This window comes from Stenotrophomonas sp. Marseille-Q4652, from assembly GCF_916618915.1.
In the GTDB taxonomy this organism is placed as follows: Bacteria; Pseudomonadota; Gammaproteobacteria; order Xanthomonadales; family Xanthomonadaceae; genus Stenotrophomonas.
The window spans coordinates 315,939-328,955 of record NZ_CAKAKE010000001.1; the positions used below are offsets into that span (position 1 = coordinate 315,939).

Below are 13,017 nucleotides of genomic sequence, written 5' to 3' on the forward strand. Positions count from 1 at the left end.
CACACAAGAAAGGACCGGGCCTTGCGGCCCGGTCCTTTCGTATTGCTGCCTGCGTGCGATCAGCGCAGGTCGAAGCGGTCCAGCTCCATCACCTTGACCCAGGCGGCGACGAAGTCTTTGACGAACTTCTCCGCGCCATCGGCCTGTGCGTAGACCTCGGCGAGGGCGCGCAATACCGAGTTGGAGCCGAACACCAGGTCCACGCGGGTGCCGGTGTACTTCTTGGCGCCGGTCTTGCGGTCCAGGCCGTCGAACAGGTTGCGGCCGGCCGGCTTCCACTCGGTGGCCATGTCCAGCAGGTTGACGAAGAAGTCCGTGCTCAGCGTGCCCGGACGGTCGGTCAGCACACCGGCCTTGCCGCCGTCCCAGTTGGCATCCAGCACGCGCAGGCCACCGACCAGGGCGGTCATCTCCGGTGCGGTCAGGGTCAGCAGCTGGGCCTTGTCGACCAGCAGGTGCTCGGCCGGCACCTCGGAGGCGGACTTGAGGTAGTTGCGGAAACCATCGGCGAACGGCTCCATGAAGCTGAAGGATTCGACGTCGGTCTGTTCCTGCAGCGCATCCACGCGGCCCGGGGTGAACGGCACTTCGGTCGGGAAGCCGGCCGAGGTGGCGGCCTTCTCGACGCCGACGTTGCCGGCCAGCACGATGATGTCGGCCAACGACAGGTTCGAGCCCTTCTGGATCTCCTCGAGCCTGGGCAGCACCTGCACAGCGCGCTGGTTGACCTGCCAGCCGCGCTGCGGATCCAGACGCAGGCGCGCACCGTTGGCGCCGCCCCGTTTGTCGCCGCCGCGGAAGGTCGACGCCGAGGCCCAGGCCACCGACACCAGGTCACCCACCGACAGGCCCGAGGCGGCGATCTTCGCCTTGGCCTCGGCGATGTCGGCCGGGGACGGATTGTGCAGCGGGCGCGGCAGCGGGTCCTGCCAGATCAGGTCCTCGTTGGGCACTTCCGGGCCGATGTAACGTGCCTTTGGGCCCATGTCGCGGTGGGTCAGCTTGAACCAGACACGCGCATAGGCCGTGGCGAAGGCCTGCGGGTCGTCGCGGAAGCGGCGCGAGATTTTTTCGTAGATCGGATCCACGCGCAGCGACAGGTCGGTGGTGAGCATGGTCGGCTTGCGCTTGGGCGAATCCGGGGTCGGGCCCGGAATGAACGCCTCGGCGTCCTTGGCCACCCACTGGTGCGCGCCGGCCGGCGATCGGGTCAGCTCCCACTCGAAGTCGAACAGGAACTTGAAGAAGTCGTTGCCCCACTGCGCCGGGGTGCTGGTCCAGGTCACTTCCAGGCCGGAGGTGATGGTATCGGCACCCTTGCCGGTACCGAACTTGTTGGCCCAGCCCAGCCCCTGCAGCTCGAGGTCGCCTGCTTCCGGTTCGGCACCCACGTTCTCGGCCGGGCCGGCGCCGTGGGTCTTGCCGATGGTGTGGCCACCGGCGATCAGGGCGACGGTCTCCTCGTCGTTCATGCCCATGCGCGCGAAGGTGTCGCGGATGTCATGGGCGGCCAGCAGCGGGTCGGGGTTGCCATCCGGGCCTTCCGGATTGACGTAGATCAGGCCCATCTGCGCCGCGGCCAGCGGATTCTCCAGCTTGCGGCTGTGGACCTTGCCGCCGGCATCGTCGTCGGCCGACAGCACGGCGGCCTCGCCCGGTTTGACCACGCCCTCGGAGCCATGCGCATAGCGTTCGTCGCCACCCAGCCAGGTGGTCTCGCGGCCCCAGTACACGTCCATGTCCGGTTCCCACACGTCCTCGCGGCCGCCGGAGAAGCCGAAGGTGCGGAAACCCGCCGATTCCAGCGCGACGTTGCCCGCCAGGATCATCAGGTCGGCCCAGGAGATCTTCTGGCCGTACTTCTGCTTGATCGGCCACAGCAGCCGGCGCGCCTTGTCCAGGCTGACGTTGTCCGGCCACGAGTTGAGCGGGGCGAAGCGCTGCTGGCCACGGCCGCCGCCGCCACGGCCATCACCGCTGCGATAGGTGCCGGCGCTGTGCCAGGCCATGCGGATCATCAGGCCGGCATAGCTGCCGAAGTCGGCCGGCCACCATTCCTGGGAGTTGGTCATCAGTTCCAGCAGGTCCTTCTTCAGCCCGGCGTAGTCGAGCTTCCTGAATTCCTCGCGGTAGTTGAAGTCCTTGCCGAGCGGATTGGAGCGCTCCGAATGCTGGTTGAGCAGGTCAAGGCGCAGCTGGTTCGGCCACCAGTGCTGGTTGGTGGTGCCGCCGCCGGCGGCGGCATGGGGGAACGGGCACTTGGCTTCGGTGCTCATGGGGAATTCCTTTTGACAATGGGCTTCCGGCTGGGCCGGGACCGTGTGGGGTGGAGACACCATAAGCACGGTCGATGGATCGGTAAATTTGAATTAACCGAATCAAACGATAGCTATTGCTTATCGTTTGCCGAGAAGGCCGGCGCCGAGCTTCAACAGGTCGCCGGCATCCAGCCGGCCATTGCCGTCCTGGTCGAGCAGACCGCCAAGCAGGTCGCCCATGCCGCCACCGCCCAGCCCAAGCTGGCGGCTCTCCTGGCCCAGCGTGTCGCGAAGTTCGTTGGCGTTGCCCTGCTGGGCGAAGCGCCGGGCAAGGAAGGCCATCACGATGGGCGCCAGCACCGCGAGCAGCTGCGAAGCCTTGCCGCTGTCCAGGCCGGCCTGTCGGCCCAGCACCTGGGCGGCCTGGGGCGTCTGGTTGCCGAAGACGTGGCCGAGGATGCCCGTGCCATCGCCGGCCTTGCCGGCACCGCCACCGAGCACAGTGTCCAGCAACTGGCCAAGCCCGGGCGGCGGCCGGTCCGCGGCAGGGGCGTGGTCGCGCTGCAGGGCGTTGAGCAGGGACTGGGCGCCCTGTGGGGAGCTGGCATTGCTGCCCATCGCCGCCAGCAGCAGCGGCACCGCCGTGCCAATGGCCTGGCGGGCCTGGGATTCGTCGATTCCTAGTTTCTGCGACACCGGGCCGAGGCCCTCCTGTTGCAGTTGCTCGAACAGGCTGGCGGCAAGCGAGGACGTATTCACGGCAGGCTCCTGCGGCAGGGATCGTGGAGGCGAGGATAGCGCCGTGCGCCGGCACCGGCTTCCCTGCGATGGTCGCAGCGCCTGCGGCATGCCTATGCTGTTGCGTCAGTCCAAGCCAGCCGTGATGCCGATGTCCCAGCGCGCCACCCGCCTGCTGCTCCTGCTGGACGAACTGCGACGGCGGCGAACGCCGGTGCGCGGCGCGCAACTGGCCGGACAGCTGGGGGTGAGCCTGCGCACGCTGTACCGGGATATCGACGTCCTGCGCGGGCAGGGCGCCGACATCGGCGGCGATCCCGGCGTGGGTTACCTGTTGCGTGGCGGCTTCCTGATGCCGGCGATGATGTTTTCAGCCGAGGAGCTGGAAGCGGTGGTGCTGGGCACCCGCTGGGTCGCGTCGCATGGTGATCCCGAACTGGCCGCAGCGGCCGGGAACGCACTGGATCGCATCATTGGCGTGCTGCCCGGTGCATTGCGCCTGCAGGTGGAAACCAGCGGCCTGTTCGCCCCGCTGTGGGGCGGGATACAGCCCGAGCCGTGGCTGCCGGTGCTGCGCCGCGCGATCCGCGACGGTCACGTGGTGCACATCCGCTATCGCGATGGCGAAGGCCGGGAAAGCGAGCGGCGGATCTGGCCGTTCGCAATGGCCTTCCTCGACCAGGTGCGGCTGCTCGCCGCATGGTGCGAGCAGCGCGGTGACTTCCGCCATTTCCGCGCCGACAGGATGCTCTCGCTGGCAGACACCGGCGAGTGCTATCCCGACCAGCGCCACCAGTTGCTGCGGCGATGGCAGCAGCAGCGGCTACGACAGCATGTCGAGTAACAGCCCGACCTGACCAGCACGCTGCTGACACTGGATGTCAGCAGCGTCCGGGCAGACTGGCCGCTCTTCCAGTGACCGGAGCCAACCATGAGCAAGACGCTGACCTTCTACACACACCCGCAGTCGCGTGCCCGCATCACCCGCTGGATGCTGGAGGAAACCGGATTGCCGTACGAGGAGGTGGTCCTCGATTTCGGCACCACGATGAAGTCGCCCGACTACCTCCAGCTCAATCCGATGGGCAAGGTGCCGGCGATCCGCCATGGCGACGTGGTGGTGACCGAGAACGCCGCGGTGTGTGCCTATCTGGCCGAACTGGTGCCGGAGAAGCAGCTGGCGCCACCGCCCGGCTCCCCGGAGCGCGGTGCGTATTACCGCTGGCTGTTCTTCCTCGCCGGTCCCGTGGAGGCATTGCTGACCGCCAGGCATGCCGGCGCGCTGGCTCCGGCGATGTCGGCAGGCTACGGCACCGAGGAAGACGTGCTGCGAACCCTGGAGCAGGCCGTGTCCGGACGCCAGTACCTGGCAGGCGGGCATTTCACTACAGCCGACCTGCTGATGGCCGCGTTCCTCGGCTACTACATGATGACTGGGCTGATCGAGAAGCGGCCGGCATTCGTGGAATATGCCCAACGCCATGCGCAGCGCCCGGCCGCGCTCGCGGCCAATGCGCGCGACGAGGCGCTGGCGCAGGCTCGGCAACCGGGGCAAGCCGCCAGCGCCTGAGCGGGCTGGCTCGAACGCGCTCGCATTCGCCAGCCGGAAGTGCGCAGTCGATAAGCGATTCCCGGCAGCTGACTGCTGCCGGGTGCGTCGCGCAGCCTGCGTTACAGCAGCGACTTGAGCCGGTACAGCGCCTCGAGCGCCTGCTTGGGGGTGAGCTCGTCCGGCTCGATGGCCGCCAGTGCTTCCTGTGCGGCGGAGCTGGCCTGGGCGAACAGGCCGAACTGCTGCGGTGCATCCAGCGCCTGCGGTGCGACCGAGGCAGCGTGGCTGTCGCCGCCGCGCTGCTCCAGTTCGGCGAGGCGACGCCGGGCCTGGGCCACGGTCGTTTTCGGAAGGCCGGCCAGTGCGGCTACCTGCAGGCCGAAACTGCGGTTGGCCGGGCCGTCCTTGACCGCATGCATGAACACCAGCGATTCGCCGTGCTCGACCGCGTCCAGATGCACGTTGGCGATGCCGCTGGGGCCGCCTTCGAAGCTCTCGTCGGCCAGCGCGGTCAGCTCGAAATAATGGGTGGCAAACAGCGTGTAGCAGCGGTTCTGGTAGGCGAGGTGGCGCGCGACCGCATCGGCCAGTGCCAGGCCGTCGTAGGTCGAGGTGCCGCGGCCAATCTCGTCCATCAGCACCAGCGACTGGCTGGTGGCGTGGTGCAGGATGTAGCTGGTCTCGGCCATTTCCACCATGAAGGTGGACTGGCCCTTGGCCAGGTCGTCGCCGGCGCCGATGCGGGTGAGGATGCGGTCGATCGGGCCGATCACCGCGCGGCTGGCCGGCACGAAACTGCCGATGTGGGCCAGCAGCACGATCAGCGCGTTCTGCCTCATGTAGGTGGACTTGCCGCCCATGTTCGGGCCGGTGATGACCAGCATGCGGCGGTCCGGGTGCAGGTCCAGGTCATTGGGCTCGAACGGCTGCTCGCGCACCGCTTCCACCACCGGGTGGCGGCCGCGTTCGATCTTCAGGCACGGCGCGGTTTCCAGCTCCGGCTGCGACCAGTCCAGCGCCTGCGCGCGTTCGGCGAAGGCGGCCAGCACATCCAGTTCGCTGAGCGCGGCGGCGCAGCGCTTGAGCGGTTCCAGCACTGCGCCCAGGCTGTCGAGCAGCTGCTCGTACAGCAGCTTCTCGCGGGTCAGCGAACGCTCGCGCGCGGACAGCACCTTGTCCTCGAAGCCCTTGAGCTCCTCGGTGATGTAGCGCTCGGCATTGGTCAGGGTCTGGCGGCGGGTGTAGTGCACCGGCGCCTTGTCGGCCTGACCCTTGCTGATCTCGATGTAGTAGCCGTGCACGCGGTTGTAGCCGACCTTCAGGGTCGGGATGCCGCTAGCCTCTCGCTCGCGCGCTTCCAGGTCGATCAGGAACTGGTCGGCGTGCGTGGACAGGCGGCGCAGTTCGTCGAGCTCGGCGTCGAAGCCTTCGGCGATCACGCCGCCATCGGACAGCTTCAGCGGCGGCTGCTCGGCGACCGCGCTGGCCAGCAGGCGCGCGCTGTCCTCGTGCGACCCCAGTTCGCCGCGCAGCGCGGCCAGCCGCGGCGAATCCAGCGGAGCCAGCACGTCGGCGACCGAAGGCAGCATTGCCAGGCCATCGCGCAGGGTGGAGAAGTCACGCGGGCGTGCCGAACGCAGGGCGATGCGGGTGAGGATGCGTTCGATGTCGCCCAGCGCACGGAAGGATTCGCGCAGCTCGGCATCGGCGCCGCGGTCAACCAGCGTGGCCACCGCGTGGTGGCGCTGCATCAGCACCTCGCGCAGGCGCAGCGGGCGGTGCAGCCAGCGCCGCAGCAGGCGCCCGCCCATCGGTGTCACCGTGGTATCGAGCACCCCGAGCAGGGTGTTGCGGGTGTCGCCATCCACGCGCGTGTCCAGCTCGAGGTGGCGGCGCGTGGCGGCGTTCATCGCGATCGCCTCGCCGGCGGTTTCGGTGGCGATGGCAGTCAGGTGGGGCAGGCGCTGCTTCTGCGTTTCCTCGACGTAACCCAGCAGCGCGCCGGCGGCAGCGGTGGCGCGCGGCTTGTCGTCGATGCCGAAGCCGGACAGGTCATGCAGCTTGAAGAAGGCCAGCAGCTGGCGACGGCCGCTGTCGGCATCGAACAGCCACGGCGCGCGACGGCGCACGCCGCTGCGCTGGCGCAGGAAACCTGGCCAGTCCTCCTCGTCGGGCACCAGCAGCTCGGCCGGTTCCAGTCGCGCCAGCTCGGCTTCCAGCGCGTCGTCGGTCTCGACCTCGTTGACCAGGAAGCGGCCGCCGGCCAGGTCGGCCCAGGCCAGGCCGTAACCCTGGCGGGTGCGGGCCACGGCCATCAGCAGGGTGTCGCGGCGCTCGTCCAGCAGCGCCTCGTCGGTCACCGTGCCGGGGGTGACGATGCGCACCACCTTGCGTTCGACCAGACCCTTGGACGCGGCCGGATCGCCGATCTGCTCGCAGATCGCCACCGACTCACCCAGCGCCACCAGCCGCGCCAGGTAGCCTTCGTAGGCATGCACCGGCACGCCGGCCATCGGGATCGGCGCACCGCCGGAACTGCCGCGCTGGGTCAGGGTGATGTCGAGCAGCCGCGCCGCCTTGCGGGCGTCGTCGTAGAACAGCTCGTAGAAGTCACCCATGCGGAAGAACAGCAGCAGGTCCGGATATTCGGACTTGGCCGCGAAGAACTGCTTCATCAGCGGGGTGTGCTCCGCGCCGCCCTTGGCCGGGCGCGCGTTGGTCGAATCAGTGGTCTGCAAAAGTCATCCTCGTACATAGCGACGCGCCCGGAAAAGGAGCATGGCCCGGCGCTCACCGTGGGACGGGAGACGGCCAGGCGCTACGGAAGGCGCGTGCTGCACCCCGAAGTTTAGAGGGTCTGGCGGACATGTCACGGCACATGCCGGCCTCGGTCACCACGCGGAGGCGGCGGGGGCGGGGGGTATCATCCCCATGTGCCCGCAGTCCCAGCCGGATCAATGTCCATCCCTTCCCAGCCACAGCGCGATGCCCGGCTCACGCCGAACCCGGCGGCCGCCGACGATGGCGATGCGCTGCGCTTCTGCAGCACCTGTGCGTTCTCCGATGCCTGCATGTCCGAAGGAATGGACAAGACCCGCCTGGCGGACCTGCACGTGCTGGTGGACCACGTCGGCCCGTACCACGCAGGCGACTACATCTTCCGCGCCGGCGATCCCTTCGACGCGATTGCCGCGGTGCGCGCGGGCATGGTCAAGACCTTCGTCGATGACAGCCAGGGCAACGAGCAGGTGCTCGGCTTCAGCCTGCCCGGCGAGGTGATCGGCCTCAATGCCATCCACGGCACGCGCTATCCGTGCAATGCGGTGGCGCTGGATACGGTGTACCTGTGCCGGTTCTCGTTCTCGAAGATGAGCCTGCTGGCCACGCGCACGCCCGGGCTGCAGGCGCGGCTGTTCAGCCTGCTCAGCGCGGAGATCGGCAAGATCGCCTCGCTGGCGGCCAACCACAGCACCGAGGAACGGATGGCCGCCTTCCTGCTGGACCTGTCGTCGCGTTACGCAAGGCGCGGCTTCTCGGCTACCCACTTCAACCTGGCCATGGCCCGTGCGGACATCGCCAACTACCTGCGCATGGCGCCGGAAACCGCCAGCCGGGTGCTGCGCCGGCTGTGCGATGACGGGGTGATCGCGGTACGCCAGCGCGAGATCGAACTGCTGCAGCCGCAGCGCCTGGCCGAGCTCGCCGCGCCGCGGCCGGACACGGTGCCGCCGGGCAGGGGCTGACCGGTCAGCGGCGCTCGAGCTCGCGCAGGCCCGGGGCGATTGGCAGCTCGGGCGTGGCCAGGATGATGCGGTTGCGGCCCTGCTTCTTGGCCTGGTACATCGCGCCGTCGGCGCGGGCCATCAGGCGCTCGTAATCCGGATGGCCGTCATGCAGGGCCAGGCCGATGCTCGCGGTGATCGGCAGCGCCTCGCCATCGGGCATGGCGATCGGCGACTGGGCGATGCGCGAACACAGTTCGCTGGCAATCATCAGCGCCTGCGACTCGTTGACCGACACCAGCACCACCACGAACTCCTCGCCACCGTAGCGGAACAGATAGTCGCTACCGCGCGAGTACTGGGTCAGGATCGCCGCAACGTGCTGCAGGGCACGGTCGCCGCCCTCGTGGCCATGGTGGTCGTTGATTGATTTGAAATGGTCCAGGTCCAGCAGCAGCACAGCGAAGCTTTCGCCCGTCCTGGCGGCCAGCTCGATTTCCCGGCGCAGCACGGTCGGCAGGAAACGGCGGTTGAGCAGGCTGGTCAGCGCGTCACGTCCGGCATCCAGCTCGCCCACGCGCTCGAACAGCATGCCCAGCAGGTTGCGCACCTGCGCCAGCTGGCTGCGCACCGGCTGCAGCACCGCGAAGCGCTCCGCCGGGGTGCTGGCTTCGGCGACGGTACCCAGTTCGTCGTCGATCTGCGCGATCAGCTGGCTGATGCCACGGGTCTCGCTGCTCTCGCCAAAGCTGGGAATGCCCTTGTGGGTGAACCACAGGCCGAAGTCCGACTGTGACAACGGCATGCTGGTGTTCGGCGGTGCCTGGGCCGCAACCGTGTACAGCAGGCTGTTCTCCCAGTCCAGCAGCAGCGCGCGCTGGCGTTCGCGCTCGGTGCTGACGTTCTGCATCAGCGAGAACAGGCGATAGGCGGCGTCGGTGCGTGCCGAGCGTTCCCGGGAGCTGGTGTAGGCCAGGGTCATGCCTTCCAGCGCGATGTCGATCGACGAGCTCAGGCAGGCCATGGCCGCGTACGCCACTTCCGGGGCGTGAGCCACTTCGATGATGCGCTCGGACAGGCGCTGCTTGAGGATGCGCGCGCCGCGGGTTACCAGATCCACCGGGATGCCTACCTGGGCATGCACGTCGCCGATGACGCGCTGGACAATGATCAGGTGCTCGACCTGATCCGGGGTCGCCCGCAACAACTGGTGGACCCAACGCTCCATGGCGGGCTTCAGCCGGCCGCGGACCTGGTCGTGCGACAGGAAACGGTTGGCGCGCGGGTCATCGAGCATTGCGCCATAGAAGTACGAGGCCATTTCGGCCGGGCCCTGGTCGGCCAGGGCAGCCAGCGTCTCCCGGGCAGCGGGCGGGGTGCCTTCCAGCACCGCGACCCATGCCTCCGCCAGCGGGCGGGTGGTCTCACTGGTGCTGTTTTCGTGGGAGTACATCTGGACAACCGTTCTGGAGTGGGGGCGAACAGGGAATTATCGGCGCACGCCGGGAAAACCTGAGGTTTCGGGTGCCTGTAATAGTCTACGCAGGCGGCCTTCCCTACGCTTGCTCCAGCCCCCGGAGCCGCCATGAGCCACGACCACAACCACGTCCCCACCCAGATCCGTCACGAACGCCCGCTGTGGTGGGCACTGGGCCTGACCGGCCTGTTCCTGCTGGTCGAGGTGGCCGGCGCCTTCTACACCAACAGCCTCGCGCTGCTGTCCGACGCCGCGCACATGGCCACCGACACCCTGGGCCTGACCATCGCGCTGGTCGCTGTACGCCTGAGCCGGCGTCCGGCCGATGCACGCCGCACCTACGGCTACGTGCGGCTGGAGGCACTGGGAGCCGTCGCAAACGGCGCGCTGCTGTTCCTGGTGGCAATCTACATCCTGTGGGAGGCGGTCGGACGGTTCCGCCAGCCGCAGGAGATCGCTTCGGTCGGCATGCTGCTGGTGGCGGTGTTCGGCCTGGCGGTCAACCTGGTGGCGATGCGCCTGCTGGCCGCCGGCAGCGGCGAGAGCCTCAACCTCAAGGGTGCCTACCTGGAAGTGTGGAGCGATATGCTCGGCTCGGTGGCGGTGATCATCGGCGCGCTGTTGATCCGCTGGACCGGCTGGAAGCTGATCGATCCGATCCTGGCGATCCTGATCGGGCTGTGGGTGCTGCCGCGGACCTGGATCCTGCTGCGTGAGGCCCTGAACGTGCTGCTGGAAGGCGTGCCCAAGGGCATCGAGCTGGGCCAGGTGGATGCCGCTCTGCGCGGGCATCCTGGCGTGGTCGACGTGCATGACCTGCATGTGTGGGCACTGGCTTCCAGTACCCCGGCGCTGACCGCACACGTGGTGATGGGACAGGGGCAGGATCCCGACCGCCTGCGCCGCTCGCTGGGCGAGCTGCTGCATGAGCGGTTCGGCATCGAGCATGTGACCCTGCAGGTGGAGGCTGACCACTGCGGCGACGAAGCCTGTGGCGTGGGTGCCGGCAACGGCCATGGGCATGATCACCACCACGATCATCACGATCACGATCACCACGGCCACCGGCACTGATTGTTCCGGTGGCAAAAAAGAAAAACGGAGCCTTTTGGCTCCGTTTCTTTTTGCCCTTTACCGCTGGCCTCAGGCCACCGGCTCGCGCAGGACCGGGTTGTCCCAGCCGGGACGCGGGGCGAAGCGATCGCCGTAGCGGCCCTGCAGGGTGCGCAGCTTCTCGACCAGCGCGTCGGCGCCGGTGGCGCGGATGTGCTGGATCGGGCCGCCGCGGAACGGGGCAAAGCCGGTGCCGAAGATCACGCCGGCGTCGAGCAGGTCGGCATCGCTGACCACGCCTTCGGCCAGGCAGGCCACCGCCTCGTTGAGCAGCGGCAGGATCAGGCGGTCTTCCAGATCGGCCGGAGCCTGGTAGTCCTTGGCCACTTCCGGCTTGACCGCCTTGCCGTTCTCCCACTTGTAGATGCCCTGGCCGTCCTTCTTGCCGCGCTTGTTCGGCTCCACGGTGGCCAGTGCCGCCGGGATCTGCAGGCCCAGGAACGGCGCCAGCTCCCTGCCCACGCCCGAAGCCACATCCAGGCCAACGGTGTCGAGCAGTTCGATCGGGCCCATCGGCATGCCGAACTTGACCGCGGCCCTGTCGATCACCGGGCCCGGGATGCCTTCGGCATAGCAGTTGGCCGCCTCGAGCATGTACGGGAACAGCACGCGGTTGACCAGGAAGCCGGGGGTGCCCGCCACCGGCACCGGGAACTTGCCCAGCGCCTTGCAGAACGCGGCCAGGCGGCGCTCGGTCTCCGGCGCCATGCCGTCGTGGCGGATGATCTCCACCAGCGGCATCTGCGCCACCGGGTTGAAGTAGTGCAGGCCGGCGAACTGGGCCGGACGCGCGATGTGGTCGCGCAGCTCAACCAGCGGGATCGAGGAGGTATTGGTGGTCAGCAGCGCATCGGCCTTCATCCTCGGCTCGAGCGTGGCGTACAGGTCGCGCTTGGCCTGCGGGTTTTCGATGATCGCTTCGATCACCAGGTCGGCCTCGGCCACGCCTTCGCCGGCCAGGTCGGCCTTCAGTCGCGCCGCCACGGCCGGGCGCTTGCTGTCGTCCTTGACCTTCTTGGCGAACAGCGTCTGCGCGCGTTCCATGGCCGGATCGATGAAACGCTGCTCGCGGTCCTGCAGGGTCACGTTGAAGCCCTTCAGCGCAGAAAACGCGGCGATGTCGCCGCCCATCACGCCGGCACCGACCACGTGCACGTGCCTGATGCCATGGTCACCGGCACCCAGGCCCTTCATCCGCTCGCTCAGGAAGAAGATGCGGATGAGGTTGCGCGCGGTCGGGGTGGCGGCCAGCTTGACCACGGCGCGGCGCTCGGCGTCCAGGCGCGCCTGGATGCCGCTGCCACCGGCCTTGGCCCATGTGTTGATCAGCGCGTACGGCGCCGGGTAGTGGTCCTTCCTGGCCTTGCGCGCGACCTGCTTGGCCATCTGCGGCGCAAGGATCTTGCGCGCCAGCCAGGTGTTGGTCGCCCACGCGGTGGCGCGCTGCTTGAACGGGCGGGTCGTGCCGGACAGGGCCAGGGCCACCGCGGTGTCCACCAGCACGGCCGGGGCGACAACCTTGTCGACCATGCCGATGCCGCGTGCGGCCGAGGCCGACAGGGTGCGGCCGGTCAGCATCAGGTCCATCGCAGCCGGGGCGCCGACCAGCTGCGGCAGGCGCGCGCTGCCACCCCAGCCCGGGAAGATGCCCAGCTGGGTTTCCGGCAGGCCGATGCGGGTGGAGCTGTCGTTGGACGCGACCCGGTAGCGGCAGGCCAGCGCCAGCTCGGCACCGCCGCCCAGGCAGTGGCCGTGGATCGCGGCCACGGTCGGGCAGGGCAGCTCGGACAGCTTCTGGTACACGTTCTGGCCACGACGGATCGCGTCATTGACCGTGCCCTGGCGGTCGAACTCCTGGAATTCCTTCAGGTCGGCGCCGGCGATGAAGCCCGCCGGCTTGCCCGAACGCACCACCACGCCCTTGGGCGGATCGATGCCCATGCGCTCGACCAGGTCGCCCAGTTCCAGCAGCACGTCCTGGGACATCGCATTGACCGCGCTGTTGAGGCGGTCGAGGGTGAGGACGACGACGCCGTCTTCGCGGATCTCGGCCTGCCAGTGATTCAAACGCAGCCCATCAAAGCCTGAGAGCATGGGGTTCCATCCGGTTGTGTATGGAGAAGGTCGCTATGATCGAGAGGTTGTTTCCCTGCCGTC

9 protein-coding genes are annotated in these 13,017 nt (G+C 68.3%); 4 read left to right on the forward strand and 5 right to left on the reverse strand.

Annotation, left to right across the window (positions count from 1 at the left end; translation table 11 throughout):
• Positions 1-59: 59 nt before the first annotated feature.
• The gene (gene katG, locus LG380_RS01420) at positions 60-2,276 is read right to left on the reverse strand and encodes a catalase/peroxidase HPI (RefSeq protein ID WP_225763262.1); all 2,217 of its coding nucleotides are present in this window, start codon (positions 2,274-2,276) and stop codon (positions 60-62) included.
• A gap of 120 nt (positions 2,277-2,396) precedes the next feature.
• A complete protein-coding gene (locus tag LG380_RS01425) occupies positions 2,397-3,017 on the reverse strand; it encodes a DUF937 domain-containing protein (protein WP_225763263.1) in 621 nt (206 codons plus the stop codon).
• Between the two features lie 130 nt (positions 3,018-3,147).
• Here LG380_RS01425 and LG380_RS01430 point away from each other — a divergent pair, with 130 nt between their 5' ends.
• A complete protein-coding gene (locus tag LG380_RS01430; protein WP_225766402.1) occupies positions 3,148-3,840 on the forward strand; it encodes a YafY family protein in 693 nt (230 codons plus the stop codon).
• Between the two features lie 87 nt (positions 3,841-3,927).
• Entirely contained in the window at positions 3,928-4,566 is a 639-nt protein-coding gene (locus tag LG380_RS01435) for a glutathione S-transferase family protein (protein WP_225763264.1), read from the forward strand.
• Between the two features lie 101 nt (positions 4,567-4,667).
• Here LG380_RS01435 and mutS read toward each other — a convergent pair whose 3' ends face one another.
• The gene (mutS, locus tag LG380_RS01440) at positions 4,668-7,223 is read right to left on the reverse strand and encodes a DNA mismatch repair protein MutS (protein WP_225766404.1); all 2,556 of its coding nucleotides are present in this window, start codon (positions 7,221-7,223) and stop codon (positions 4,668-4,670) included.
• Between the two features lie 282 nt (positions 7,224-7,505).
• Between mutS and LG380_RS01445 the strand changes: the two genes are divergently transcribed.
• The gene (locus LG380_RS01445; protein ID WP_225763265.1) at positions 7,506-8,291 is read left to right on the forward strand and encodes a helix-turn-helix domain-containing protein; all 786 of its coding nucleotides are present in this window, start codon (positions 7,506-7,508) and stop codon (positions 8,289-8,291) included.
• Positions 8,292-8,295: 4 nt separating this feature from the next.
• Here LG380_RS01445 and LG380_RS01450 read toward each other — a convergent pair whose 3' ends face one another.
• Complete coding sequence (locus LG380_RS01450) at positions 8,296-9,723, reverse strand: GGDEF domain-containing protein (protein WP_225763266.1); 1,428 nt, start codon at positions 9,721-9,723, stop codon at positions 8,296-8,298.
• A gap of 132 nt (positions 9,724-9,855) precedes the next feature.
• Between LG380_RS01450 and LG380_RS01455 the strand changes: the two genes are divergently transcribed.
• Positions 9,856-10,821: a cation diffusion facilitator family transporter gene (locus LG380_RS01455; RefSeq protein WP_225763267.1), complete on the forward strand. Its 966-nt coding sequence runs from the start codon at positions 9,856-9,858 to the stop codon at positions 10,819-10,821.
• A gap of 69 nt (positions 10,822-10,890) precedes the next feature.
• Here LG380_RS01455 and LG380_RS01460 read toward each other — a convergent pair whose 3' ends face one another.
• Positions 10,891-12,954 (reverse strand): 3-hydroxyacyl-CoA dehydrogenase NAD-binding domain-containing protein, encoded by a 2,064-nt coding sequence (locus LG380_RS01460; protein WP_225763268.1) that lies wholly within the window; start codon positions 12,952-12,954, stop codon positions 10,891-10,893.
• Positions 12,955-13,017 lie beyond the last annotated feature (63 nt).